The sequence below is a fragment of the Pseudomonas sp. NPDC079086 genome (genome assembly GCF_044542155.1).
In the GTDB taxonomy this organism is placed as follows: domain Bacteria; phylum Pseudomonadota; class Gammaproteobacteria; order Pseudomonadales; family Pseudomonadaceae; genus Aquipseudomonas.
In genome coordinates this window covers 127798-153374 of the sequence record NZ_JBITTY010000006.1, presented here as the reverse complement: position 1 = coordinate 153374, position 25577 = coordinate 127798, and the positions used below count along the sequence as shown (strand labels likewise).

Below are 25577 nucleotides of genomic sequence, written 5' to 3'. Positions count from 1 at the left end.
CCCATGAAAATCACCAACCACCTAAACGCCGATGGCTTCCGGGTTCAGAACCTCGCGGATGCAACCAGCGCCCAGGATGCTGTAACCAAGGCCCAGCTTGATGCTGCCGTGCAGGGCTGGAAGTGGAAAGAGCCAGTGCGCGCCGCAACCACTGCAAACATCACGCTCTCTGGTGCGCAAACTATCGACGGCGTGAGCGTTGTGGCGGGCGACCGCGTACTGGTTAAAGATCAGAGTTCAGCCTCAGCCAACGGCATTTATCTTGCCGCCACTGGGGCCTGGTCTCGCGCTGCAGATTTTGACTCAGGTGCTGAGGTGGTTGGCGCAAGCGTCTTTGTTTCAGAGGGCACCGCAAACGGCAACAGCCAGTGGAATATGACCACTGATGCCCCGATCACTATTGGCACAACTGGTCTTGTGTGGGCTCAGGTAGGCGGTGGAGCGAGCTATACCGCCGGCAACGGCATCACCATCAGCGGTGGGGTTATTTCCATTGATGATGCTGTAGTTGCGAGTAAGGTCAGCGCCACAATCGGTGACAACACCGCCACCACTATCTCGGTCACACACAACTTTGGCACACGCGACCTGATCGTGAGCGTTCGGGAGGTGTCGAGCAATGCCGGCGTTATCGCTGATTGGGTCGCCAACACCGATGACACAGTGCAGATCACTTTCGGCGTTGCCCCGACCACTGGGCAGTACCGGGTCTCGGTGGTGGCATGAGGCACGTAGGCCTGCGGAGCAATGCCAAAGACATTGCTTCGCAGGAGCAGCTAGACCCGCTCGCCCTTCTTCCCAAGGGGCGCGTAGTTATCTCCATCGCTGCCGGGGTTCTTACGGTGCGCAGCTCTTACGGAATTAGCATTACTGTAACCAGGTCAAGTGCAGGAATATTTAGCGTGTCTTTCGCCAACCAAGGGGATACCTACTATCCAATCCGGGTAAGCGCTACAGCATTTTCAGGCGTGGTCAACCTAGATTCGAATACGTACAGCAAAACGACCACTGGCTTCTCCATCAACTGCTACGTTTTTGGCGGGTCAAGCACTGACCCTGAACATTTAGTTATTGAGGTTGGCTGATATGGTTGCCCACTTTGTTACGCCACCACCGAAAGGCCTTTTCATTGCGACCTATATGGACGGCCGAACGCCAGGCATTCCGCACGTAGAGGTTCCATCGGCACCTACCGATGGCTCGCAAGTGTGGCTATTCCCAGGATGGAGCGCGCCAGCTGTTATCGATGAAAAGGCTGAAATCAAGGCTCGTCGGCTGCTTGGTAATAATGATTCATACGAAAAGGCCACGCGCTTCATCACCACCGACTACCCGCAATTGGAAAAGGACACTTGGCCCACTCAGGACAAAGAGTCGAAAGCCTGGGTGGCCGATCCCGAAAATGCACTCACGCCCTGGATTGACCGCGCCGCGGCTACGCGCGGAATTGACCGGGATGAGTACCTGCGTCGCACCCTGGCCAAAGCTCAGCAGTTCGAGATGGTTAGCTCCTACCTAACCGGTACCCGGCAGAAGTATGAAGACCAAATCAAGGACGGTGGTGATCCAGTGCTGGATTACGTAATCCCCGCCAGCCTCTACGCTGAGATGCAGGCAAAAACGCTGCAAATCATGACTACAAACGCAACAGAGCTGCAGGAGCTTTTCTGATGCCGGCAGAACTCGCGCTTTACAAAGGCAAGGGCCAACTCGGCAACGCTGCCATACGCTGGTGGACGGGCAGCCCATACAGCCACTGCGAACTGGTGGTGGACGGCTGGTGCTACTCCAGTTCAGTGATGGACAAGGGCGTGCGGCGCAAGCGGGTAGGGCCTGGCGCTGATGAAATCAGCCTGGGCGAAGATCACTGGGATCTGATCGAGCTGCCTTGGGCTGATAGTGCCGCCATCGTGCAGTACTTCGAAGCCACGGACAGCGACGTATACGGCTGGCCATCACTGATCGCCAGTCAGGTGTTCAACCGAAACCGGCCGACCGAGCATGCGGCGTTCTGTTCCGAATGGTGCGCCAGAGCTCTGGTGCTGCCGGCGCCTTCGATCTACAACCCGGACACTATCGGCAAGGTGTGCAGCTGGCGTACTGCCGGTTGGGCTTTGCCGGCGTCCCTATAAAGTTATCGATCCAGCATCTCACTGCGCAAGATCGTAATCCCGGCTGGCGCGCTGATGTCTAGCCGTACATTGGTGCCAGAGTCATTCATCTCATGCACCCTGATTGTCAGCCCTTCCGTTAACTGCTCAATGAGCAGCGCAGGATCAGCGCCTTGCTCGGCGAACAATACGATCTCTTCGTTGAGTTTGCGGGCGATGATCAGTCCCATCGATAGCATCCTTGCATAGATAAGTGGGTGCGCCTTGCGCGCAATCCACAGCCTAGACCATGCCCGCCCAGTGCGGGCTTTTTGTTGCCTGGAGAAAAGTATGAGTCAGCGAGACCAAGACATCGATGTGCTCGCCCGCACGATTTGGGGCGAGGCCCGCGGCGAAGGCCAGGCTGGGCAGATTGCTGTGGGCTGGTGCATCCGCAACCGTGTAGAGATTGACCTGCACGGTGACGGCAAGCCGGATTGGTGGGGGGAGGGCTATGCCGGCGTGTGCCGTGCGCCCTGGCAGTTCAGCTGCTGGAACCGCAACGACCCGAACTCGGCTTACCTGCGTGGCGAGAAGCAGATCCCGGCTGCGCAGTTCATCCAGTGCCGTGAGGCGGCTGTCGCGGTGATCGATGGCCACGAGTCTGACCCGACCGGGAATGCCACGCACTACTACTCAACCACGATGAAAACCCCGCCGGCCTGGGCGAAGGTCGCTGCCCGAACCAAGAAGATCGGCCGGCACATCTTCTTCAAGGACGTGCCGTGATGACCGCGTGGTTGAAGCTGGTACCAGCATGGGCGTGGTTGGTCGGTGCTTGGGCGCTTTCCCTGGTGCTTGTGGGTGGCGTGCAGCAGCTGCGGGTGGCAGGCGCTCAGGTTGTGGCCGCCGGCGCTGTAACTGCGCTGGCCAGCTACCGAACAGAAGTCAGTGAGCGCGATCGCCGCGCGACACTGGCAGCCTTAGAGGAAACCAAGCGCCGTATGACGGCCGCAGCAAAGGTGCAGAAAGATGCTGAACAACAGATTGAAGTGGCCCGCGCTGATGCTGCCGCTGCTGGTAGTGCTCTTGAGCGGCTCAAGCTGCGCCTCGAAGCAGTTGAGCAGCGGAGCCGAGCAGCCGGCAATACCATCACTGCCCAGCTCAGCCAGGCAACAGGCGCCGAGGCCAGAATGCTTGCCGACCTGCTCGGCAGGATTGGCGAGACTGCTGGACTCTATGCTGACATCGCCGACGACAGGGGAATAAGGGGCGCTTCGTGTGAGCGGCACTATGATTCATTGGGTGGTGGGTGATCGTGGCCAGGACGGCCGTGGAGGGGGCAAATAAAAAAGGTTGCTGAAAAGTCGCTGAACCTGGCCTAAAACAGCCTTAATCCACAGCAACTTTCAGCAACCTTTTCTACTGCGGCCCAGTGTTTCCGGGCCTTGTTTGGTGGAGCCGGGGGGATTTGAACCCCCGTCCGCCAGTTCTCCACTTTCGGTACTACATGCTTAGCCGTGTCTATTGAGTTAATCCGCAGCCGCCCGACGGGCAGGGTGCTTTGGACGAGTTGTGTAAGTTTTAGCCGCTTTGTCCACAACGTACTACGCGGCGATCCTGTTCTGCATGACAATCACTTCAGGTTTACAGGCATCCCCTAGTGATCGCTGGAGCCGAAGCTACCAGAAGGACTAGTCGCGCCGCTTACGCAGCGAGAGCGTAGCCCTCGTAGTTTTCGTCATTGGCAACTATAGAAAGTTGCAACAGTGGATTTACGACTTCTGTTACCAAGTCGGCATGCACCTAGAGCTTCGCTACCGGCGTCGAATCCTAATCGGCCCCGAAACTTTTGTTGCTGTTACTGGGACGCGAGTTTACGCCAAAGGTTCCACAGCGTCACCCGGCAATTGCCTGGCGGACGCTGATGGGGCTTGCCGACTATGATCGCATCCTGCACATTCGCTATGTCTTTTGGATGAGACCCTCGTATGCCACGTGCGTCGCGTTACCCTTTGCGTCAGTGGATCTGGCGCGCTTTTGTGCAGAGTGCCCTGATTCCGCTGATTCTGGTCGAGTCGGTGTTGATCACGGTTTACCTGCTGAGCAATGCGGCGATTCGCGATGCGCAGATCGAGCATTTGCAGCAGAGTGCGCTGGATGATCTGTCAGCGGCGGTGGCGCGTGAAGGCCAGGTGATCGATGGTCGCCTGCGTTCGGTGGAGGCGCAGGTACAGATTTTTCGTGATGCTGCGCTCAATGCCCTGGATAACCGCACATTTGAGCCCGATGCGCTGGAGAGGCAGCGCCATGCCTTGACTGAAAACGGCGTGTTCTACAGCCGCAGCGATGATGGCCGGGCGGCATCCTTTTATGCCAACAGCACGCCGCTGTCCCTGCAGGACCACGACAAGGCCCTGCGCCTGTCGCAGCTCGACCCGTTGATGCGTTCGATCCAGGCAGCCAACCCGCGTGTGGCGGCGGCCTATTTCAATACCTGGGACAGTTACAACCGCATCTACCCCTTCTTTATGACGCCCGAGCAGTATCCCCATGACATGGTGATACCCGATTACAACTTCTATTACCTGGCGGACGCCAAGCACAACCCCGAGCGCAAGGTGGCCTGGACCGATGTTTATCTCGACCCAGCTGGTATGGGGTGGATGATGTCGGCAGTGGCGCCGGTGTATCGCGCTGATTTTCTCGAAGGTGTGGTAGGGCTGGATATCACGGTCGGGCAGATGCTGGGTGAGATTGGCGAGCTGGATGTGCCCTGGCAGGGTTATGCCATGTTGGTGAGCCGAGATCACAACATCATGGCCTTGCCGAGTGCCGGCGAAGAAGATTTCGGCCTGCGCGAACTGACCGAATATTCCTATGCTGAGGCGGTGCGCCGCGAGGTGCTCAAGCCCGAGGACTTCAGCCTGGCCAAGCGTGCCGAGATGCAGCCGCTGCTGCAGGCTATGGCGGCCGGGCAGGGCAATGTGCAGGAAGTGGTGCTTGGCGGTCGCAATCGGCTGATCGCCTGGAGCGAGATTCCGCAGACAGGCTGGCAGCTGCTGCTGGTGGTGGATGAAGAGCACATTTTCAGCGAGACCAATCGCCTGGCCGAGCGCTATTTGCATATCGGCTACTTATTGATCGTCGGTTTAGCGCTGTTCTACCTGCTGTTCTTTGCCCTGATGTGGCTGCGTTCGCGGCGCCTGAGCGAGCAGTTGGTGCGGCCGATTGATGGGATTGTCGGGATGATGCGCGAGCTGGGTCAGGGCCACTACCAGCCTGCCGCACCGACTAGCAAGATCGAGGAGTTGGTCAGCATGGCGGCAGCGGTGCAACACACCGGCGAGCAGCTGCAGGCCAGTGAGGTGCAGCGGGTGGAGGCGCAGCGGATTCTTCAGCTGGTGCTGGAAAGCACCACGGAAAGTCTCTGGGAGGTCGAGGCAGAGGGTATGAGCATCACTCTCAGCGAGCGCTTCCTCAGGCGCTTTGGTTTGACTCATTCGATCATGAGTTTCAGTGAGTTTAATCAGCGCGTGCATCCTAATGATGTTGAACGTATTCGCCATCTGCGTCAGCTGTTTGCCAGCAGTGGTGAGGATAATTTTGAGGCGGAATACCGCTACGCCGATGCTCTGGGTGAGTACGTCTGGCTACTGAGCCGCGGCAAGGTGCTGGAACGTGACGGCGAGGGCCGAGCCCTGCGCGCGGCAGGCACTCATGTCGATATCACGCGGCTCAAGCAGGTGCAGGAAGACCTGCGTCGCGCCAGTCTGGATGCTCAGGCCGCCAGCCAGGCCAAGAGCCGCTTTCTGTCGAGCATGAGCCATGAGCTGCGCACGCCGCTCAATGCGATTTACGGCTTTGGCCAGTTGATCGAGATGGAGGCGCAGGACAAACCCGAGGCCAAACTGGAAGCCGATTACGCCCGCGAGATCGTCAATGCCAGCCGTCATCTGACCTCGCTGGTGGACGATATTCTCGACCTGTCGAGTATCGAAAGCCGGCGTCAGCAGCTCAAGTTGCAGCCCGTGGAAGTTGGCGCGCTGCTGCATGGTTGCGCCGAGCTGGTACAGCCGGATGTGTTGCAACGTCAGTTACAGTTGCAGGTTTTGGCTGAGGCCGACACTGGCCTGTACGTGCAGGCGGATATGCGTCGAGTGCGCCAGGTGGTACTTAACCTGCTGTCTAACGCGATCAAGTACAACAGCCCGCAGGGCCTGATTCGTATGGGTTATGAGGTGCGCTCCAACTGCGTGCGGTTGTGGGTCGAGGACAATGGCGCAGGGCTGACGGCTGAACAACAGGCCAATCTGTTCCAGCCGTTCCAGCGTCTAGGGCGGGAAAATTCCAGCATTCCCGGCACCGGAATCGGTCTGGTGCTGTGCCGTGAGCTGGCCACGTTGATGGCGGGCGAAATGGGCTTTAGCAGCAGCGCCGGCACGGGCAGTCGCTTTTGGATTGATCTACCCGGCGCTGCGGCACCGACAGTACAGGCGGCTGATGTGGAGTCTGCGTCAGCGCAGTCCAAGCAGCTGGCTGAAGTGTTGTGTGTGGAGGATCACCCGGCCTGCCTCAAGGTGGTTCAGGAAGCGCTGCGTGAATTTGCCCAAGTACGTGGCGCCGGCTCGGTTCAGCGGGCACTGGCTGAACTGGAGCAATGCACACCGACGCTGCTGTTGCTTGATCTGGATCTACCCGATGGTGACGGTATGCAGGTGCTCGATGCCATGCGCCTCAACCCGCGGTTGCAGGCTGTGCCGGTTTTGGTGATCAGTGCGGCGGCGGATGAGGCGGTGTTTGCCGAAGCACGTCGGCGCGGCGCCCAGGCTTGTCTGGCCAAACCGATTGACCTGGCCCAGGTGCGCCGTGTGGCGCTTAGTCTGCTGGGGCAGGCGCTTTAAGCTGCGCCTTCGGCAGTTCTGTCGAAGGCGTTCAGCCTGCTCGGACTATTCGCTGGTTTCGAGTAGCTGCAGCGCTTCACCCAGCACTTTGACCGATTCGCCGTGGTTGCCGGCCTTGTGCAGGGTTTCGCCTTCGGCGCGTAGCTGCTGCACTTGTGCGAGTACTTTGGCATCGCTTGGCGGATCGGTTTTCAGCAGATCATCGATCTTGGCCATATCCGCTGGGCAGTGCATGGCCCAAAGCGAGGTGCTGAGTAACGCGGTAGCAAAGAAAACGGCAAGACGGCGCATGGCGAGTCTCCAGCTGAGTGGGTGAGGCCTTCAGTATAGAAAGCCTTTACCCGCTGGCTGGGCCGTTGGTCTATCTGGGCTTAACCCTTGGCACGGCTGACCCGGTCCAGCAGATACACCAGCCCGTGATAATCGATGCCGCCATGCTGACTTAGGCCGATCTCGCAGGTGCGGCTGGTGCTGATGCCTTCCTCGCAGTACTGCACCACCGATTTCAGGCTGCGCAGCGCGTGGCCGTTCAGCTCCGGGGTGGTAAAACCCTTGTCGCCGGCGAAGCCGCAGCAGTGGATACCTTCGGGGATGACGACCTCGCTGGTGCAGCGGCGGACTATATCGATCAGTCCCTGCGCCTCGCCCAGATGCTGGGTGCTACAGGTGACATGCACGGCGACCGGTTTGTCCTGTGGGGTGATCGTCAGCCGGTCGAGCAACTGCTCGCGGATAAACTTCACCGGGTCGTGCAATTTCAGCCGGGCGTCCAGGCCGTCTTGCAGCAGGCGCAGGGTGCAGGGGCTGGTGTCGCAGTAGATCGGGTCGAGGCCGCCACGGCTGGCCTTGAGCAGCGCATCGATCAGCTCTTGTTTCTTGCGCTCGGCCTGCTCGCTGTAGCCCTTGGAAGCAAACGGCTGGCCGCAGCAGAGGTTGTCCAAGTCAGCCGGGAACACCACCTGAAAGCCGCCTTTTTCCAACAGGGCGCGGGTCTTGTCGAGTAGCGACATTTGCTCGACATCGCTTGCCGCCGGGCCCATGGCGCGGGATACGCAGGCGGCCAGGTAGACCACCCGTGGCCGTGCATCGTCATTGGCCTTGGGCAGTTGCAGGCGTTGCAGCGGTTGCGGCATCGCTGGTGTCCACTGCGGCACGCGACCCTGACTGGCTTTGCTGAGCGCCGCCGAGGTGCGGCTGAGCAACGGTGCGCCCATCAGCATGCGTGCGCCGTTGGCCACATGCAGCATCAAGCGTGCGCCTTGCATGGCGCGGCGGAAGTTGCTCGCCAGCCAATCGGCGCTGCGCTGGCTGTTGGCGTCGCGGCCACGCAGCTGACGCACTAAGTCGCCGGTATTGATACCCACCGGGCAGCGCTGGGCGCATAGACCGGTAGCGGCGCAGGTGTCGATGCCTTGGTATTGATAGGCGGCTTCCAGCTCGCGGGTATCGATGCCTGCGCGCTTTTTGGCTTGAATATCGCGCCAGATCACAATGCGTTGGCGCGGGCTGAGTGTCAGACCCTTGGACGGGCACACCGGCTCGCAGAAGCCGCATTCAATGCACTTGTCGACGATCTCGTCGGCGGCCGGCAGCGGCTTGAGGTTTTTCAGGTGGATGTCACGATCCTCGGAAAGGATCACATCCGGATTGAGAATGCCCTGGGGGTCGAGCAGGCGCTTGATTTGCCACATAAGTTGATAGGCATCGTTGCCCCATTCCAACTCGACGAAGGGGGCCATGTTGCGCCCTGTGCCGTGTTCGGCTTTAAGCGAGCCGCCAAACTCCACGGCCACCAGCTGCGCCACATCGTCCATAAAGGCTGAGTAGCGGGCGACCTGCTCAGGTGTTTCGAAGGCCTGGGTAAATACGAAGTGCAGGTTGCCTTCCAGGGCATGGCCGAAAATGATCGCTTCGTCATAACTGTGTTTATCGAACAGCTCAAGCAGGCGATTGACGCCTTCGGCGAGCTGTTCGACGGGGAAGGTCACGTCTTCGATAATCACCGTGGTGCCGGTCTGGCGCACTGCGCCGACAGCAGGGAAGGTGTCTTTGCGGATCTTCCACAGCAGGTTGTAGACGGCCGGGTCTTCGCTGAAATCCACCTGTTTTTCCAAGGGGAAGTCGGCGATGGACGCCATGACCAATTGCAGCTGTTCGTGCAACAGGCTCTGGCTGGCGGCACGGGATTCGATCAACAGGGCGCAGGCGCTGTTGGACAGGCCCTTGACCCATTCCGGCATGCCTGGCTTTTCCTGCACTGAGCGCAGGCTGCGGCGGTCGAGCAGTTCCACGGCGGACACCGGCTGCTGCTTGAGCAGAGTGACGGCGCGGCAGCAGCTTTCCACATCGGGGAACACCAGCAGGGCGCTGGCCTTGTACGGGTGATCGGGCACGGTGTTGTAAGTCACCGCACTGATAAAACCCAGGGTGCCCTCGGAGCCGACCAGCAGGTGGCTGAGGATATCCAGCGGCTGGTCGAAATCTACCAGGGCGTTGAGCGAAAGGCCGGTGGTGTTTTTTAGCCGGTATTTATGACGAATCTTTGCGGCCAGCTCAGTGTTGGCGCGGGTGCTGCGGCCCAGCTCGTTCAGTTGCGTCAGCAGGTCGGCGTGGGTGGCGAAAAAACGCGTCACGCTGAGCGGGTCTTCAGTGTCCAGCACCGTGCCGTCGGCCAGCACCAGGCGCATACCGGCCAGGGTGTGGTAGCTGTTCTGCGCAGTGCCGCAGCACATGCCGCTGGAGTTGTTGGCGACGATACCGCCGATCTTGCAAGCGTTGATCGAGGCGGGGTCGGGGCCGATTTTGCGCTGAAACGGCGCGAGCACGGCATTCGCCTGTGCGCCGATCACTCCAGGTTGCAGGCGGATCTGGCTACCCTGGCCACGGATTTCCCGGCCGTTCCAGTTATCACCGAGCACGATCAGCACCGAATCGCTGATGGCTTGGCCAGACAGGCTGGTGCCGGCCGCGCGGAAGGTCACGGGCACTTGATGCTTGCTGGCCAGCTTAAGCAGGTCAACCACCTCTAGTTCCGCCTCAACGCGCACCACCAGTTTGGGAATCAGCCGGTAGAAGCTGGCATCGGTGCCGAAGGCCAGGGTCGACAGCGGGTCGTCGAAGCGCCGCTCGGCAGGGATCAGGCGCTCGACGGCGGTGAGAAAGGCGGCAGGCAGGCTCATGCAGGCTCCGAAATTAGATGCAGCGTCAGGACGCGGCGTGGTGCAGTTCGCGCACCAGCGAATCAGCAGTGATTTCGCTGATCGATTTGGCTCCGGTCAGCACCATGGCCACGCGCATTTCCTTCTCGATCAAGTCCAGCAGGTTGCTCACGCCAGCCTCGCCGTCAGCGGCCAGGGCGTAGATAAACGCGCGGCCGAGCATCACCGTGTCGGCGCCCAGGGCAATCATGCGCACTACATCCAGGCCGGTGCGAATGCCGGAGTCGGCGAGAATCGCCAGCTGGCCTTTCACTGCATCGGCAATCGCCGGCAAGGCGCGGGCGCTGGACATCACACCGTCGAGCTGACGACCACCGTGGTTGGACACGACGATGCCGTCGGCACCGAAGCTCACCGCATCCTTGGCATCCTGCGGGTCGAGGATGCCCTTGATCACCATCGGGCCGTCCCAGAATTCACGAATCCATTCCAGATCCTTCCAGCTGATGGAGGGGTCGAAGTTGTTACCCAGCCAGCCGATATAGTCGGCCAGGCCCGTGGGGTTGCCCCGGTAGGCGGAGATATTGCCCAGGTCGTGGGGTTTGCCCAGCAGGCCAACATCCCAGGCCCAGCGTGGGTGGGTCATGGCTTGCAGCATGCGCCGCAGTGGCGCGTTCGGCCCGCTCATGCCGGAATGGGCATCGCGGTAGCGCGCGCCGGGCACCGGCATATCCACGGTAAATACCAGGGTGGTGACGCCGGCTGCCTTGGCCCGCTCCAGGGCGTTTTTCATAAAGCCACGGTCTTTCAGCACATACAGCTGAAACCACATCGGCCGGTCGATGGCCGGCGCGACTTCTTCAATCGGACATACCGAAACGGTGGACAGGGTGAAGGGGATGCCCTTTGCAGCGGCGGCCTTGGCGGCCTGCACTTCACCACGGCGGGCGTACATGCCGGTTAGGCCGACCGGGGCCAGGGCCACCGGCATGCTCAGGGTTTCGTTAAACAGACGGGTTTCCAGGCTCAGTTCCGACATGTTGCGCAGCACGCGTTGGCGCAGGGCAATGTCCGCCAGGTCGGTGACGTTGCGCTTGAGCGTGTGCTCGGCATAGGCGCCGCCATCGATGTAGTGGAACAGAAACGGCGGCAGCCGGCGTTGGGCGGCGGCGCGGTAGTCGGTGGAGGCAGAAATGATCATGGAGTCACCCAGGTGGAGAATGAGGGTTGTTACAACGCTCGGGCGCGCGGTTTGGCTCGCGCGCCCGAGCGCTTATCAGCCTGCCATCAGCGGATCGCTAATGCCCAGCACATACACGGCAAACAGTGCGATCAGGCCGGTAAACAGCACGTAGTAAAGGGTAGGCCAGACGGTCTTGCGCAAGATGCTGCCCTCGCGACCCAGCAGGCCAACCGTGGCTGAAGCCGCGACGACGTTGTGAATTGCCACCATATTGCCGGCGGCCGCGCCAATCGCCTGCACCGCCACAATCAGCGCACTAGAAATGCCCAGGCTGCTGGCCACGCCAAACTGGAACTGGCTGAACATCATGTTGCTGACGGTGTTGGAACCGGCAATAAACGCGCTCAGGGCGCCAACGCTCGGCGCCAGCAACGGGTAGATAGCGCCCACGCTGTCGGCCGCCCAGCGCGCCATCAGGATCGGCATGCTCGACAGCTCGGCGGCGTTAACCCCGGAGTTGATTAGGATGCGTACCATCGGCACGGTAAACAGCAGCACAAAGCCGGCGCTCAGCAGCACGCCCGACGACTCTTTCACGGCGCTGCCCAATTCGCGCAGCTTCATGCCGTGGAAGAAGAAGGTGGCAAGCACCACGGTGACCAAAATCCCACCCGGCAGGTACAGCGGCTGGAAGTTGGCACTGACACCGGTTTCACCGAGCAGGTCGGGGAAGTTCAGCATCACCGCTTTCAGCGCGGCACTTACCTCGGGGAATACCCGGCTGATCACCAGCAGCACGCCAACCAGTACGTAAGGCAGCCAGGCGCGCAGGGCACTCATCGGCTTGGCGGTGAGTTGGTCGAGCTTCATTTCTACGGTGCCCAGCCACTCGGCAGGCCATTTGTCCGCCGGGGCGAAATCCCAGGTGGTTTTTGGCAGCAGAAAGCCCATGCGCGCGGCGCTGGTGACAATCGCCAGGCCAATCAAGCCACCGGCCAAGGAAGGGAACTCTGGGCCGAGAAACACCCCAGTCAGCGCGTAGGGAATGGTAAACGCCAGGCCGGCGAAGATCGCGAATGGCATCACTGCAAAACCGGCTTTCCAGCTTTTCTCGGTGCCGAAGAAGCGCGTCAGCATCAGCACCATAATCAGCGGCATCACGGTGCCGACAACGGCGTGGATGATTGCCACTTCACTGGTGATCAACTGCAGAAACTGCGCCCAGGACGAACCTTGCTCAACCAGCTGTGCACCAATGGTGGCTGAGTCCAGGCCGGTATTGACCCCAACGATGATCGGCGTACCCACCGCGCCGAACGACACCGGCGTGCTCTGTACCAGCATGCCGAGCATTACCGCAGCCATGGCTGGGAAGCCGATGGCGACGAGCAATGGCGCAGCGATGGCCGCGGGGGTGCCGAAGCCGGAAGCCCCTTCGATAAAACAGCCGAACAGCCAGGCAATGATGATTGCCTGAATGCGCCGGTCTGGGCTGATGGTGGCAAAACCGGCACGAATGGCAGTGATGCCGCCGGAGTGCTTGAGGGTGTTGAGCAGCAGAATCGCGCCGAAGATGATCCACAGCAGGCCAAGGGTAATCAGCAGACCTTGCACGGTGGAGGCCAGTACGCGGTTAAAACTCATATCCCAGGCAAATAGCGCAACGCCAGCGGTGAGCAGATAGACTAGGGGCATGGCATGTTTGGCCGGCCAGCGCAGACCGATCAGTAGAATGGCAGCTAGCAGGATGGGGGAAAAAGCCAGTAGGGCAAGAAGACCCGTCGACATAGTGGTCTCTCCTTAACGCTGCGCAATGCGCATGGGTGAGTGCGGATGCGCATCGGCATGCAGCGCTGCGGCGGGGGTAAGCAATAGAGCCGGCATAGGGAGACCTCATGGATTCTTGGAATTGTTTTTGTTTGGTTAATTGGTAATACCAATTAACACGACTGCGCGGTCAGGGTAAAAGTGTGGGCTCCAGCCTGTCAATTAGCTGCCTTACGACTTTGGTCGTAAAGCTGCGTCTTGCTAGGCAGCTGAGGCGGCGATAGGCTTGCCGGCAGCGGGTCGCAAAGGCCCATGGCAGGTGGTCAAACCAATGGAGTGCGGGCTATGGAAGTGGGATCGGTGCGTCAGCGCCGTTTGTCGGACGATATCGTCAGCCAACTGGAGACCATGATCCTCGAAGGCACACTCAAGGCCGGCGAGCGCCTACCGGCGGAACGGGTGCTGGCCGAGCAGTTCGGCGTGTCGCGGCCGTCGCTACGTGAAGCGATTCAGAAACTGGCGGCCAAGGGCCTGCTGGTCAGCCGCCATGGTGGCGGTAACTATGTGGCCGAAACCCTGGGTTCGACCTTCAGCGATCCATTGTTACACCTGTTGGAAAGCAATCCCGAAGCGCAGCGCGACCTGCTGGAGTTTCGTCACACCCTGGAAGGATCCTGCGCCTTCTATGCCGCGCAACGCGCCACCGAACTGGATCGCCAGCGCCTGACCGATGCCTTTGCCGTGCTGCAGGATTGCTACAGCCGCAGCGGCAAGGTGACCCGCGCCGAAGAGGGCGCCGCCGATGCCAACTTCCATTTGGCAATTGCCGAGGCCAGCCACAACGCCGTGCTGCTGCACACCATTCGCGGGCTGTTCGACCTGCTCAAGCGCAACGTGGTGACCAACATTGGCGGCATGTATGCGCAACGCGATGAAACCCGCGACATGCTGATCGAACAGCACCGCACGCTGTACCAGGCGATTATCGAAGGCCGCGCCGAAGACGCCCGCACGCTGTCCAACCGGCATATCGATTATGTGCAGGAAGTGCTGGCCGAAGTGCAGCAGCAGGCGCGCCGTGAGGAGCGCGCCCTGCGCCGGGGTGTTAGCTCAACACGTTAGCGCTTGCGTGGCAGGCGCACTGCCACCTCAAGGCCACCCAGGTGGGAGTCGCCCAGGCTGATGCTGCCGCGGTGTAGCTCTACCACGCGGCGTACGATGGACAACCCGAGTCCTGCCCCCTGGCCCGTGCCGAGGCGGTAGAAGCGTTCGAAGAGTTTGTCGCGCTGCGCCTCACTTACGCCTGGGCCGCTGTCTTGTACGCGCAGCACAATGGCGTCGGGCTGGGCATCCAGCTGTACCTGAATGTGCCCGCCGTCGGGGGTGTACTGCACGGCATTGCTGACCAGGTTTTGCAGCAGGGTGCCCAGGCTCGGGCCGTCGGCCAGCAGGTGATAGTCCGCCAGGTCATCGGTGTCGAGATTGAGCTCCTGGTGCCGTTCCAGTGCCAGCGGGATCAGCTCTGCCAGCTCATTGCGCACATAGCCGAGCAGGTCCATTTCGCGCATGGCCAGCTGCACCACGTTGGGGTCTAGACGCGCCATTGTGAGCAGTTGCGCCACCACTCGGGTGGCGCGTTCCACGCCGCTGCCCAGCTGACGCAGAGCGTCGTCGCGGTCCTGCGGGTCGGGTGCTTCCAGCGCGTTTTGTGCGTGGATACGCAGAACGGCCAGCGGTGTGCGCAGTTCGTGGGCGGCGTCGGCGATAAAGCGCTTTTCCTGATCGAGCAGCTGATTGACCTGCATCAGCAAGCGGTTTATCGAGGCTCCCATGGGCTCCAGTTCGTAGGGCAGGGGGCCAAACATCAGCGGGGCGAGACTGTCCGGCGCTCGAGCTTTTATTGATTCAGCCATGCGCTGCAGAGGCTGCAGGCCCCAGCCGACCGCCAGCCAGAGCAACAGGGCCAACAGCGGTAGGCCAACCAGTAAGGGCAGTAGGCTGCGCTGGGCAATTTTGCTCGACAGTTCGCCGCGCACATCCTCACGCTCACCCGCCAGTACCCAGTGATGATCGACGTTGTCATGCAGGACAAAAACCCGCCAACGGTGCTCACCCAGGGTCAGGGTGTGATAGCCGCTGAGGTATTTGGCCAGGCGGCTCAGGCGCGCGCTCAATGGTTCTTCTGCATTTGGCAGGCTGAGGCCGAGTTGGGCAATCATCTCCATCAACAGCCCTTTAGGGGCGCTGGCTGACTGGAACACCAACTCCCCATTGTCATCGAGCATCTGGAACGCCAGCTTACTTTCGTAGTCGTGGCCCAGGAGTCCCTCGAGGTTGCGTGAGCTGTGTTTGAGCAGCAGGGCTTCGTCCAGCGCGGCCTGCAGATCGCGGCGCGAGTCGTTGGACAGCTCGTGGCGGACCAGGCCCATGAGCATGCGAGAGGTCTGTGCCAATTGGGCGTCGAACAACTCTTCCACTTCATGGCTGGCATCGCTGTAAATCTTGTAGCTGATCAGGCTCAAGCTCACGGTCAGCAGAGACAGCAGCAGTACCAGTAAGCGTGCGCGAATCGAGTGCAACAACTTCGGCATGTTATTTATCCACCAGGTAGCCAACGCCGCGCACGGTGCGGATCAGCTCGGGAAAGAACTTCTTGCGCAGGTGATGCACATGCACCTCCAGGGCATTGCTCTCCAGCTCTTCATCCCAGCCATAGAGCGCCTGCTGCAGCTTGTCGCGGGTCATCACCCGGCCCGGCTGGGCGAGCAGTTCATGCAGCAGGAGGAATTCCTTGCGCGGCAGATTGACCGTCTGGCCCTGATAGCTGACGGCCTGGCTGACCGGGTCAAGGCTGATGCCACGGTATTCCAGTGCCGGTTGCGGGCGGTTGAAACTGCGCCTTAGCAAGGCGCGCATGCGGGCTTTAAGTTCGGCGACATCGAAGGGTTTGACCAGGTAATCATCGGCCCCGGCATCCAGCCCGGCGATGCGGTCGCTGGTCGAGTCGCGGGCGGTCAGTACAAGTACCGGTACCGGGTTAGCGGCAGCACGTAGGTGCTTGAGTACTTGCAGGCCGTCCATGCGCGGCAGGCCAAGGTCGAGGATGGCCAGTTCGAAACTCTCGCTGCTCAGCGCATGCAGTGCACTGCTGCCATCCTGTACCCAGTCGACGGTGTAACCCTCGGGTTTGAGTGCGGTGCGAATCCCTTCGCCAAGGGCTTTGTCATCTTCGACCAGCAGAATACGCATGCAGCCACTTCCTGTTTTTGATTCAAACGTACGTGCTGAGACTAACAGACCCTTGCAAAGCCTAGGCGAGGAAGTCGAGGCTGTTTTAAACACCTGATCTACCCCACAAGGGACCGATCAGGTGGGTTTTAGCGGCGTATTACTTGAGCTCGGCGTTGACCTTGCTCAGCAGCGCCTGAATGTCCTGTTTGCGTCCAGCATCGGCCGATAGGCGATTAGGTCGCGCCGGCGCTTGCAGGGCTTTTTCCAATGCCACTTTGGCTTCGGCATAGCGCTTGGCACGGGACAGATAGTCGGCATAGAAGTAGTTGGGGTCGATGCCATCCGGATTGATGGCCAGGGCCTGCTTGAGCATGGCTTCGGCTTTTTCATCATCGCCAAAGCCGATTGGCCAGCCGGGCACTTGGTAATACAGGCTGCCGAGGCTGGTGTAGGCCGAGCCGGACAGCGCTTTGGGGTCCAGGGCCAGGCCTTGTTCCAGGCTGGCTTTGGCCTCCTTGACCAAGCCGAGTGCGCCCAGGCCGCCTTTGGCTCCCGCGTAGGTGCTGAGGATGATGCCGTTCCAGATATGCAGCTCAGCGGCGTCTGGCTCGGCGCTGACGGCTTTTTGCGCTTGCTCGCTGAGGCTGGCAAAGGCTTTTTCGCGCTGCTCTTTAGGTACCTGATAATTGATCTCGGCCCAGCGGTCTTGCAGGCTTTGCAGTTGCGTCTGGCCTTGTTCGCTTAACGCGAAGGCGGGCAGGCTGGCGAAGCAGAGCAGGGCGCAGGCGGCGTTACGGATAGGGTTCATACAGGCTCCTTAGGGTTTGCTGCGGGCAAAACGCTGAATAATCGGTAGTTGCTTGCGCAGGGCCTGGTCGACCACACGGGGTAGCAAGCTGTTGAGGCGTACGAAGAGTTTTTCCGGCCAGCCGAGGTAGCGCTCCTCTTCCTCGCGGCGGATGGCGGCCAGCAGTTGCAGGGCTACGCTGTGCGGGTCGTCCATGGCGACATTGAGTTCGTCATTCATGGCCACCACGTTGGCGGCGTTCATGCTGGTTTGCGTCGCGCGCGGGGCGAAGTAGAGAACCTTCACCTGAGTGTCCGCCAGTTCACGGCGCAGCGCCTCGGAGAAACCGCGCAGGGCGAACTTGCTGGCGCAATACGCGCTAAAGCCGGGGTAACCGATGGAGCCAAATGTCGAACCGAGATTGACCACCAGCGCGCGGCCTTGCTGGCGCAGCATGGGCAGCAGGCGGTGGGTCAGTTGCAGGGTGGCGGTGACATTGAGGCCGATCAGATCAGCGATGGCCGTTTCATCATGCTGCTCGAGCAAACCGAAGTGATTGACCCCGGCAGCGTTGATCAGCGTGTTGATGCCGCCGAAGCGCTGCGCGGCAGCAACCACGGCTTCACGGCCGCTGCGCCCGCGGATATCGGCCTGTACCACTTGGACCTTGCCGCTTTGCGTCTGCGCCAGCGCCTGCAACGCCTCTGGCTGACGGCCGACCAGCAGTAACTGTGCCCCTTCGGCCAGTAAGGCACTGACCAACGCCTGGCCGATACCGCCGCTGGCACCGGTAATCACGGCGCGGCATTCAGAAAGTTTCATCGAAGCTCCTATGCGCTCAGTGGCAGGCTGCGGAATATGTCGCCATACAGGCGATAGACGACTTTGGCGGTGTGGACCACCGCAGCCTTGTCATCATCGTTGTCCAACTGGTTCATCAGTTTTTTGAAGAACTCGATGTGATCCAGGTCGAGGCTGCCGTGGGAACTCAGGTAGCTGAAGGCCTTGTTCGGCAGTTGCAGTTTGTCCTGAATCACGCCGGCCACTTGGGTGGCCAGGGCGATGCTGGTGCCTTCCAGCACATTGACCATGCCGAAGAAACTCACCGGGTTATGCCGGGCGATGCGGTCGTAGACGTAGCTGACCATCAATTCGGTCGACATATGCGGCAGGCCGTTACGTACGGCTTCCTTGTCCGCGCCGCAGGCGGCGATGTCATTGAGGACCCATTCCTGGTGGCCTTTTTCTTCGTCGATGTACTCAGCAATGGCTTCGCGCAGCCACTCCAGGCGCTCCGGCAGGCGCGAACCGCAGGCCATCAGCAAGGGTACGGTGTGTTTAACGTGGTGGTAGGCCTCGGTGAGAAAGGCGATGTAGCTGTTCAGGCTGACGGTGCCGGCCATGGCCTGGGCAATGATCGGGGCGCCAAGCAGGTAGTTGCGTTCAGCAGTGGTTTGTTCGAGCAGGGATTCATAGAAGCTCATCAAGCATCTCCATAGCAGGTTTGGTCGGCCATCAACTCTTCGATGGCGCTCTGGTAGTGGGAAAACAGGGCATTACGGCGCAGCCGGCCATTACTGGTCGCCAGCTCGTTGCTGCTGCTGAACGGGTGTGCGGCGCGCAGCCAGTGGTGCACGCGGGCGTAGTCAGGCAGTGATTGGTTGGCGGCAGCCACGGCTTCGGCCAGTTGGCTGTCGCTGGTCGTCTCGAAGCGCGGCACCAGTACGGCGACGTTGCCGGGTAGGGCTTCGCCGTGCAGCCAGGCTTGGGCAATGGGCAGTTGTTGCACCAACTCGGCCTCGACCCACTCGGGGTTGACGTTGCGGCCAAAGGCGGTGATGAACTGGTGTTTCTTACGCCCGTGCAGTACCAGAAACGGCCCCTCGAAATGGCCGAGGTCACCGGTGCCCAGCCATTCTTCATCGGTAACCGGTTCGCCGAGATAACCCAGCAGGCGCGGGCCTTTGACTTGCACTTCCTGGTCGGCTCCGAGACGAACCTGCAAGTGTGGCAATGGTTGGCCAACGGTGCCGATACGGCGCTGCTCAGGGGTGTTCAGGCAGACCACCGACGCACACTCCGACAGGCCATAGCCCTCGAAGATCGGCAAGCCCAGCGCATCGGCACGTTGCAGCAGTTGGCTGGACACACGGCCGCCGCCGACGGCAATAAAGCGCAGTGAGTCCGGTACGGGCAGGCCGCGTTCGGCGGCGCTGACTAGCGCCAATAGCAGCTGCGGTAGCAGGATCAGGCTGTTGGGTTGCGCCTGACCCAGCGCCGTCAGAAAGCGCGGCAGGTCAAATTGACTGGCGCCCAGCAGGCCGACTTGCGCCATAGGCATCAACTCGATTTGCGCGCCGGCCAGCAGGGGGGCGTAAATACCGGCGATATTCTCCAGCAGTGTGGCCAGCGGCAGTACGCACAGGTGGCGTTCTACCTGACAGCTGGCACTGGCCTGCACCAGGCTGTGGGCCACGGCCAGTTGTGTCGCCACATCCAGGCACACGCCCTTGGGCTGACCGGTGGTACCAGAGGTGTAAGTAATCTTGCAGGTGCCGACGGGTAATTCGCTGACCACAGCGCGCGGCCGTTGCAGCACACCGGCTGCGCTCGCTGTTGCACTCGCACTGAAACCCAGCGCGCTGTACAGCGTATTTTCCGGGCCGACCAGGCAGTCGATGCTGGCACTGTCGAGTACATGCACCTGCTGATTGGTGGAGAAGAAGCCCGGTACGGGCACGCACACCAGCCCGGCATGCAGGGTGGCCAAGTCCCAGAGTACCCAGTCAATGCCGTTATCCAGAGCCAGGGCAATGCGTCGGGCGCCTAGCTGTTGCAGGTGTTGGCTGCGGACTTCGATCTCGGCCAATAACTGGGCATAACTCAGGCTTCGGCTGCCTTCACGCAAGGCGATGGCGTCACCGAGGGCGGCCAGGTGGTCGAAAAGCGGTTTAGCGGCAGGCCACATTGGGCATGTCCTCCAGGGCATAAAAGGCTTGGTGGGCCAGGCGGGGGTATGCGCCCAGCTGCAACAGGCGCTGGTGCCCGGCATAGATGTCACCGGCCATAACTTGCGGCTGGTTGTCGTAATAGGTGCCCCAGTCGGCCTGTTCATCGCCCAGGCAGTCAGGGTTGGCTGGGCCCAGCGCTACGGGTGTTAGTCCCAAGCGTTGGAAGCTGTTGAGCAGGGCCAGGGTGCCGGTGAAAGTCACCCAGCGGTAACCCAGCGCCACCAGCAGGTCGGTCAGCGCCACAATCAACAGACGGGCGGCGCCGGGGCTGCCCGCAGCCAGGTTGCCGACTTCCACCAGTTGCGTGCGCTGCGGTGCATTGGCCACTTTCTTGGTGGCAATCACCTGCTCTGCCGGTTGCTGCAGATAGCGCTCAAGGAACAGCGGACCCGCGCCGGCGCTGCGCAACCCCACCGCGCCGAGCAGTTGACCGCTGCTGTCTTCCAGGCTCAATAGGCACGGCATGAAGTGGCGGATACGCGCCTGATGCTGAACCGCGAAGCGCTCGCCGATAAAGGCTTCAATGCCTGCCCGGCGTGGGCTTGCGCTGTTGGCCAGGTAGAGGCTGAGCGGTTGCTCACGGCCGATCTGTGCAAGTGCAGTATCTTGATACACCCAAGGCAGCTCCATGGAAGGAACCTCATCTGAGAACTTGGGTGTGAGTTTCTGCTCGCAGTCTTAACGCTAAATTAAGGCAGTAAATATTCTGCGCAGGCGGCAACGGGCATTTCATTGCTTGCACTGCAACCACTCCAGCCCATAGCCTGCAAAGCCCTACTTGCCGTGTGACGGCAGGTTTGATTTGCCCTGACCTTAGAGGGTGGTTACAAACGTAGCGAGCGAAGGCCAGGCAAGGCGAAATCAGCCGAAAAAGCGCAGTGTACGAGTTGTACATGAGCATTTTGAGGCTGATTTCAACGCAGCATGGCCGAGCGCAGTAGTTTGTAGACACCCTCTTACAACGCCAAACGCTCGGAGATAGTTATGCCCCCTATGGATACTGAGCAACAACTGGCGGCCCGTCTGGCCATCCTGGAAAACCCTGAAGCGCAGGACTGCACGGTATACCGCGCGGATGATCAGGACCCGGAAGCCGAGGAAGTGGATCTGGGTGATGCCAAGGTGCTGTTCTGCGGCCCGTTTGAGGCGCCCGCTGACTGGGATGCGGCAGAACGTGAAGATTATTTCGGCGACAGCGCGCCTGAGCTGTTCGTCAATGCGCGCATCGAGTGCGAGGCCAAGCCAGGCTCCAAGAGCCATTTCACTGTGGATATCGGTGATTACGTGGCGGCTCAGCCCGGCCTTGGCGAAGTGGTGATGTTTTACGTGTACGACTACCTAGAAGATGACAGCGGTTGCACCTATGTGCTGCTGCGTGATGAGGAAGTGCTGGAGTAACGCCACCTAAGCGCTGAGCTGCTTCAGGTGGCTCAGCGTTTTTCTTTCGCCGCCGTCTGTCCAGGATTTGCCCTGTAGTACCGGGTTATTACCCACGCCGGGCTGATCAGGACAACACTCTGTGCTTCTCAATCAATAAAGGGAGCAAGCACATGGCCGCGAAAAAGATTCTCATGCTGGTCGGCGACTACGTCGAAGACTACGAAGTGATGGTGCCGTTTCAGGCGCTGCTGATGGTCGGTCATCAGGTGCATGCCGTGTGCCCAGACAAGACCGCCGGGCAGAGCGTACGCACTGCCATCCACGATTTTGAAGGCGAGCAGACCTACAGCGAAAAGCCGGGGCACAACTTTGCCCTGAATTTCGACTTTGCCCAGGTCAAGGCCGATGCCTACGACGCCCTGGTAATTCCAGGTGGTCGTGCGCCGGAATACTTGCGTTTGAATGAGCAAGTGCTGGCGCTGGTGCAGGCGTTCGATAAGGCCGGTAAGCCAATTGCTGCGGTTTGCCACGGTGCGCAGTTGCTGGCCTCCGCCGGTGTATTGAAAGGCCGCGAATGCAGTGCTTATCCGGCCTGTGCGCCAGAGGTGAAACTGGCGGGCGGGCAATATATCGATATCGCCGTGGACCAGGCCCATGTGCAAGGCAATCTGGTCACCGCACCGGCTTGGCCGGCGCACCCAAACTGGTTAGCTGCGTTCCTGAACGTGCTGGGTACCCAGATCACGCTATAAACGCTAAGCCATATCTGGGGCCTGCGTGGCCCCAGCATCCACCGAGGGAAGCTGATATGTGCGAGCTTTACGTTAAAGCCGACCCGATTCTCTATGAGTCCCGCGCTCGTTCGCTGCGCATTCGCGGCGTGGTTACCACCCTGCGTCTGGAAAACCAGTTCTGGGACATCCTGCGCGAGATCGCCGAAGTCGATGGCATGACCACCAATCAGCTGATTACCAAGCTGTATGACGAGGTTATGGAGTACCGCGGCGAAGTGGTGAATTTCGCCTCGTTCCTGCGCGTTAGCTGCACCCGTTACCTCAGTCAGCGGCGTGTGCCGGCCGAGTTGAGTGTGGTGCGTTCAATCGGTCAGTAGTGGATATATTGCGCTGGGGTGATTGCCACGCGCAGCTCTGGATGGCCCAGTGGGTGGCTCAGTGCATCGAAGAAGCGCAACTCCACGTCTTGCTCGGCGAACAGATTGGCGTAGTGCTGTTTCTGTTGCTGGATAAACATTGGATTGTGCGGGTAGATCGATATAGCCAGGGTTTTCAGACCCGCTTGCAGCAGGGCCTGAACCAGGTGCTGATCCTGCGCTGCCAGGTTATGGCCGAAGATGCACAGCGTTTCTTTGGGCTGCGATAGCTGGCTGTAGCAGAACGACAGATAGTCGGAACTGCGAATGGCTTTGAGCTTGTCGGCGCTGCTGCCTTCGTTGACGAACAGCGGGATATCACCCAGCTGGTTGATGGCGAAACTGGCCAACAGGGTGCTCTCTGACGAGTTCAGCATGCGTGTGCTGCCATCGATATTCTTTACCAGGTGCATGCCGCCGTGCAGGTAGAGTATGCGTGTGGCGCTGCTCTGGCGGGCATTGTTGCCGAGGTCAAAGGTCGAGTCAGGGCCACGGAACATCTCCTCAAACGCGTCCTGGCTCTGCATCACCGCCCAGTAGTTGAGCAGGTCGTAATTGCCGGAATACACCGTCTGATACTGGCTGAGGGCGCTGTTGATCCGCGTCAGGCTGGATGCCTGCATTTGGCTCCAGGGAATGTGCACCGAGCGTACGGCGTGGATCAGTGCTTCCTTGATGGCGAAGTAGCGATGGCGCGGTGACGACGAGTTGATGGTCAGCGCGGCATTGACCCGGATGCTGTTCTTCAGCGCGCTGAGTACCTGCTCGAAGTTGCTGGTATCCAGCGCGCGGAACACGCTCAGCTCGGTTGGGCTGAGCGGGCGGTTACGGGTGGTCTGGGCTTCGTCAAACAGCGAGAAGTAAGCGAACTTGCGCCATACCGCGAGGCTCGCGCCGTTGCCAATCAACAGCTCGGGGTAGCTGATGCTGCTGTTCAGGGTACTCCAGTCTTCCAGTTCGCCAGTAAATGCCGGGTTTTGCATAATCGCTACTTGTCGCCTTGGGTCGTGTCAGGGCGCGACTTTAACATGGGGCGCGGCAACTGCCGGCTTAGCCGATGCGGCCCATTGCACCGCAAGGATGCTACCCAGCACTGCGATCAATCCCAGTAATGCTACGCCGGTGATGCTCTGCCCCAATAATGCCCAGCCCAGCAGCACCGCCACCAGCGGGCTGAGCAAGCCCAGGGAAGACACCGCCACCGGGGCAAGCCGAGCAATACCGCGAAACCACAGCACATAGGCCAACAGCGCGCCGAACAGCGACAGGTAGGTATAACCCAGCCACTGCAACGGGCTGAGTTGCGGCAGCGGTGGGTCGATCAGCCAGGCCACCGGCAGCAGGAACAGGCCGCCAATCAACAGCTGCCAGCCGGTAAACGCCAGCAGCGGCACAGTCGGCCGCCAGCGTCGCGTCAGGTAAGTGCCGCTGGCCATGCAGGCGGTGCCGACAAAGGCGGCGGCAATCCCTATCGCGTCCCAGCTGGCGCCGGGCGCCAGCAGCAGGGCAGCCATTCCGGCGATACCCACGACGCTGGCGGCGACCGCCACAGACGCCGGCCGCTGGCGATCCATCGACCACACCAGCCCCATCACCAGCAACGGCTGAATCGCCCCGACCACCGCCGCCAAGCCGCCCGGCAAACGGTACGCCGCGACAAACAGCAGCGCCTGGAAGAAACCAATATTCAGCGCGGCTAGAACCAGCAAGCGTGGCCACTCGCTACGCTTAGGCAGGTAGCGGCTGTAAAGCACCAGGAGCAACCCGGCGGGTAGGGCGCGTAACAGTGCGGCAGTAAAGGGCCGATCCGGTGGCAGAATTTCAGTGGTCACAATATAGGTCGAGCCCCAAATGGCCGGCGCCATGGCGGTGATCAACACATCCAGCCAGGTGCTACGTGATGGTGAGCTGTTCATGCTTTTGTCTCGCATTCAAGATAAAATACGAGGCTAATACCGACTTGTCTTGAGTTCAAGATAAATTTTCAGGGGTAAGCCAATGGCAGTTCAGCGACAGATGGATGCAGTCGATGCAATTCTTCAGCAGTGGCACCGTGAACGGCCCGATCTGGATGTCAGCCCAATGGGGGTGATCGGCCGGCTTGGGCGCTGCTCGGCGCTTCTGCGACGTGAGCTGGATAAGGTGTTCAATACATTCGGTATGACCGCCTGGGAGTTTGACGTGCTGGCCACCTTGCGGCGTGCTGGCGAGCCCTTCTGTCTGGCGCCGACTACCCTGTTCTCAACCCTGATGATTACCTCGGGCACCATGACCCGACAGTTGCAGCAGCTCGAGGCATCAGGTTGGGTCAGCCGTTTGGCCAATCCCAGCGATGCGCGCAGTATGCTGGTGCAGTTAACGCCGGTGGGGCTGGAGCTGATTGATCGCGCGGTAACCGCGCATGTGCACAACGAGGCGAGGATTCTGGCCCCGATTGCTGCCGCGGAGTTGGCGCAACTGGATGCGCGGCTATCTGAGTTGTTGGCGGTACTCGAACCAGCAGCTGAGTGATTTTCCTGCAAGCCCGGCCGCAAGTAGGCTTGGCGACTATGACGAGGTGAGTGATGAGCAATGAATTGGTGATCGAAGATATTCAGCTGGGCGACGGCAAGGAGGTGGTCAAGGGGGCATTGATTACCACCCACTACAACGGTTTCCTCGAAGATGGCAGCACGTTCGATTCCTCATATGCTCGCGGTAAGCCTTTTCAATGCGTGATCGGCACTGGCCGGGTAATCAAGGGCTGGGACATCGGCATGATGGGCATGAAAGTCGGCGGAAAACGCAAGCTGTTCGTACCCTCGCACCTAGGCTACGGCGAGCGAGAGTTCGGTGCGCATATCAAACCGCACTCCAATTTGATCTTCGAGATCGAGCTGCTGGAAGTGCTGACGCGGGATGATTAAGAGGCGAGCC

The 25577-nt window shown here is 60.4% G+C and carries 26 protein-coding genes and 1 other RNA gene; 12 read left to right on the top strand and 15 right to left on the bottom strand.

All coding sequences use genetic code 11. The features are described from left to right. Positions 1 to 3 precede the first annotated feature (3 nt). The 3 genes from ACIGEK_RS21640 (at position 4) to ACIGEK_RS21630 (ending at position 2132) form a co-directional block, all read left to right on the top strand. Positions 4 to 726, top strand: a complete 723-nt coding sequence (locus tag ACIGEK_RS21640; protein ID WP_397495300.1) for a head decoration protein — start codon at positions 4 to 6, stop codon at positions 724 to 726. 360 nt (positions 727 to 1086) lie between these two features. Then, a complete protein-coding gene (locus ACIGEK_RS21635) occupies positions 1087 to 1671 on the top strand; it encodes a hypothetical protein (protein ID WP_397495299.1) in 585 nt (194 codons plus the stop codon). Next, positions 1671 to 2132 (top strand): hypothetical protein, encoded by a 462-nt coding sequence (locus ACIGEK_RS21630; RefSeq protein ID WP_397495298.1) that lies wholly within the window; start codon positions 1671 to 1673, stop codon positions 2130 to 2132. The genes ACIGEK_RS21635 and ACIGEK_RS21630 overlap by 1 nt, the downstream gene beginning before the upstream one ends. A 2-nt stretch (positions 2133 to 2134) precedes the next feature. Here the strand turns inward: ACIGEK_RS21630 and ACIGEK_RS21625 are convergent, their stop codons facing one another. Further along, positions 2135 to 2341 carry a carbon storage regulator gene (locus tag ACIGEK_RS21625; protein WP_397495297.1) on the bottom strand — a complete coding sequence of 69 codons (207 nt, stop codon included), beginning with the start codon at positions 2339 to 2341 and terminating at the stop codon, positions 2135 to 2137. 100 nt (positions 2342 to 2441) lie between these two features. On the opposite strand from ACIGEK_RS21625, the gene ACIGEK_RS21620 reads away from it, so the two are divergent. Further along, the gene (locus tag ACIGEK_RS21620; RefSeq protein ID WP_397495296.1) at positions 2442 to 2879 is read left to right on the top strand and encodes a cell wall hydrolase; all 438 of its coding nucleotides are present in this window, start codon (positions 2442 to 2444) and stop codon (positions 2877 to 2879) included. Beyond that, entirely contained in the window at positions 2879 to 3406 is a 528-nt protein-coding gene (locus ACIGEK_RS21615; RefSeq protein WP_397495295.1) for a DUF2514 family protein, read from the top strand. Before ACIGEK_RS21620 ends, ACIGEK_RS21615 begins: the two co-directional genes overlap by 1 nt. A 137-nt stretch (positions 3407 to 3543) precedes the next feature. On the opposite strand, the gene ssrA is transcribed toward ACIGEK_RS21615, so the two are convergent. Beyond that, positions 3544 to 3935: a transfer-messenger RNA gene (ssrA, locus tag ACIGEK_RS21610) on the bottom strand. 146 nt (positions 3936 to 4081) lie between these two features. Here ssrA and ACIGEK_RS21605 point away from each other — a divergent pair. Then, positions 4082 to 6994, top strand: a complete 2913-nt coding sequence (locus tag ACIGEK_RS21605) for an ATP-binding protein (protein ID WP_397495294.1) — start codon at positions 4082 to 4084, stop codon at positions 6992 to 6994. 45 nt (positions 6995 to 7039) lie between these two features. Here ACIGEK_RS21605 and ACIGEK_RS21600 read toward each other — a convergent pair whose 3' ends face one another. From ACIGEK_RS21600 to ACIGEK_RS21585, 4 genes are all read right to left on the bottom strand, one after another. Then, positions 7040 to 7285, bottom strand: coding sequence for a hypothetical protein (locus ACIGEK_RS21600; protein ID WP_397495293.1), 246 nt, complete (start codon positions 7283 to 7285; stop codon positions 7040 to 7042). An 80-nt stretch (positions 7286 to 7365) separates the two neighbouring features. Further along, a complete protein-coding gene (locus ACIGEK_RS21595) occupies positions 7366 to 10173 on the bottom strand; it encodes an FAD-binding and (Fe-S)-binding domain-containing protein (protein ID WP_397495292.1) in 2808 nt (935 codons plus the stop codon). A gap of 25 nt (positions 10174 to 10198) precedes the next feature. Continuing rightward, positions 10199 to 11353, bottom strand: a complete 1155-nt coding sequence (gene lldD, locus ACIGEK_RS21590) for an FMN-dependent L-lactate dehydrogenase LldD (RefSeq protein ID WP_397495291.1) — start codon at positions 11351 to 11353, stop codon at positions 10199 to 10201. Positions 11354 to 11428: 75 nt separating this feature from the next. Further along, a complete protein-coding gene (locus ACIGEK_RS21585; RefSeq protein ID WP_397495290.1) occupies positions 11429 to 13123 on the bottom strand; it encodes an L-lactate permease in 1695 nt (564 codons plus the stop codon). A gap of 324 nt (positions 13124 to 13447) precedes the next feature. Here ACIGEK_RS21585 and ACIGEK_RS21580 point away from each other — a divergent pair, with 324 nt between their 5' ends. After that, positions 13448 to 14224 carry an FCD domain-containing protein gene (locus ACIGEK_RS21580; protein ID WP_397495289.1) on the top strand — a complete coding sequence of 259 codons (777 nt, stop codon included), beginning with the start codon at positions 13448 to 13450 and terminating at the stop codon, positions 14222 to 14224. On the opposite strand, the gene ACIGEK_RS21575 is transcribed toward ACIGEK_RS21580, so the two are convergent. From ACIGEK_RS21575 to ACIGEK_RS21545, 7 genes are all read right to left on the bottom strand, one after another. Continuing rightward, a complete protein-coding gene (locus tag ACIGEK_RS21575) occupies positions 14221 to 15693 on the bottom strand; it encodes a sensor histidine kinase (RefSeq protein ID WP_397495288.1) in 1473 nt (490 codons plus the stop codon). The two genes, ACIGEK_RS21580 and ACIGEK_RS21575, sit on opposite strands and share 4 nt — an antisense overlap. A gap of 1 nt (position 15694) precedes the next feature. After that, positions 15695 to 16351 carry a response regulator gene (locus ACIGEK_RS21570; RefSeq protein WP_397495287.1) on the bottom strand — a complete coding sequence of 219 codons (657 nt, stop codon included), beginning with the start codon at positions 16349 to 16351 and terminating at the stop codon, positions 15695 to 15697. Positions 16352 to 16490: 139 nt separating this feature from the next. Beyond that, on the bottom strand, positions 16491 to 17141 hold the full coding sequence (locus tag ACIGEK_RS21565) for a hypothetical protein (RefSeq protein ID WP_397495286.1): 651 nt from the start codon (positions 17139 to 17141) through the stop codon (positions 16491 to 16493). Positions 17142 to 17150: 9 nt separating this feature from the next. Further along, the gene (locus ACIGEK_RS21560) at positions 17151 to 17942 is read right to left on the bottom strand and encodes an SDR family oxidoreductase (protein WP_397495285.1); all 792 of its coding nucleotides are present in this window, start codon (positions 17940 to 17942) and stop codon (positions 17151 to 17153) included. Between the two features lie 8 nt (positions 17943 to 17950). Next, a complete protein-coding gene (locus ACIGEK_RS21555) occupies positions 17951 to 18604 on the bottom strand; it encodes a TenA family transcriptional regulator (protein ID WP_397495284.1) in 654 nt (217 codons plus the stop codon). Beyond that, the gene (locus ACIGEK_RS21550; protein ID WP_397495283.1) at positions 18604 to 20088 is read right to left on the bottom strand and encodes an AMP-binding protein; all 1485 of its coding nucleotides are present in this window, start codon (positions 20086 to 20088) and stop codon (positions 18604 to 18606) included. The genes ACIGEK_RS21555 and ACIGEK_RS21550 overlap by 1 nt, the downstream gene beginning before the upstream one ends. Further along, on the bottom strand, positions 20072 to 20761 hold the full coding sequence (locus tag ACIGEK_RS21545; RefSeq protein ID WP_397495282.1) for a thermostable hemolysin: 690 nt from the start codon (positions 20759 to 20761) through the stop codon (positions 20072 to 20074). The genes ACIGEK_RS21550 and ACIGEK_RS21545 overlap by 17 nt, the downstream gene beginning before the upstream one ends. A 354-nt stretch (positions 20762 to 21115) precedes the next feature. Here ACIGEK_RS21545 and ACIGEK_RS21540 point away from each other — a divergent pair, with 354 nt between their 5' ends. The 3 genes from ACIGEK_RS21540 to ACIGEK_RS21530 all read left to right on the top strand — a co-directional run bounded on the left by ACIGEK_RS21540 (position 21116) and on the right by ACIGEK_RS21530 (position 22622). Further along, positions 21116 to 21529 carry a hypothetical protein gene (locus ACIGEK_RS21540; protein ID WP_397495281.1) on the top strand — a complete coding sequence of 138 codons (414 nt, stop codon included), beginning with the start codon at positions 21116 to 21118 and terminating at the stop codon, positions 21527 to 21529. A gap of 152 nt (positions 21530 to 21681) precedes the next feature. Continuing rightward, positions 21682 to 22263: a DJ-1/PfpI family protein gene (locus tag ACIGEK_RS21535; RefSeq protein ID WP_397495280.1), complete on the top strand. Its 582-nt coding sequence runs from the start codon at positions 21682 to 21684 to the stop codon at positions 22261 to 22263. 56 nt (positions 22264 to 22319) lie between these two features. Beyond that, the gene (locus ACIGEK_RS21530; RefSeq protein WP_397495279.1) at positions 22320 to 22622 is read left to right on the top strand and encodes a ribbon-helix-helix domain-containing protein; all 303 of its coding nucleotides are present in this window, start codon (positions 22320 to 22322) and stop codon (positions 22620 to 22622) included. Here the strand turns inward: ACIGEK_RS21530 and ACIGEK_RS21525 are convergent. Next, complete coding sequence (locus tag ACIGEK_RS21525; RefSeq protein ID WP_397495278.1) at positions 22616 to 23644, bottom strand: DUF4917 family protein; 1029 nt, start codon at positions 23642 to 23644, stop codon at positions 22616 to 22618. The two genes, ACIGEK_RS21530 and ACIGEK_RS21525, sit on opposite strands and share 7 nt — an antisense overlap. 27 nt (positions 23645 to 23671) lie before the next feature. Next, a complete protein-coding gene (locus ACIGEK_RS21520) occupies positions 23672 to 24577 on the bottom strand; it encodes a DMT family transporter (RefSeq protein WP_397495277.1) in 906 nt (301 codons plus the stop codon). Positions 24578 to 24659: 82 nt separating this feature from the next. Here ACIGEK_RS21520 and ACIGEK_RS21515 point away from each other — a divergent pair, with 82 nt between their 5' ends. Together ACIGEK_RS21515 and ACIGEK_RS21510 are read left to right on the top strand one after the other, a co-directional pair. Beyond that, positions 24660 to 25172: a MarR family winged helix-turn-helix transcriptional regulator gene (locus tag ACIGEK_RS21515; protein WP_397495276.1), complete on the top strand. Its 513-nt coding sequence runs from the start codon at positions 24660 to 24662 to the stop codon at positions 25170 to 25172. A 53-nt stretch (positions 25173 to 25225) separates the two neighbouring features. Further along, positions 25226 to 25567, top strand: a complete 342-nt coding sequence (locus ACIGEK_RS21510) for an FKBP-type peptidyl-prolyl cis-trans isomerase (protein WP_397495275.1) — start codon at positions 25226 to 25228, stop codon at positions 25565 to 25567. The last annotated feature ends 10 nt before the right edge of the window (positions 25568 to 25577 follow it).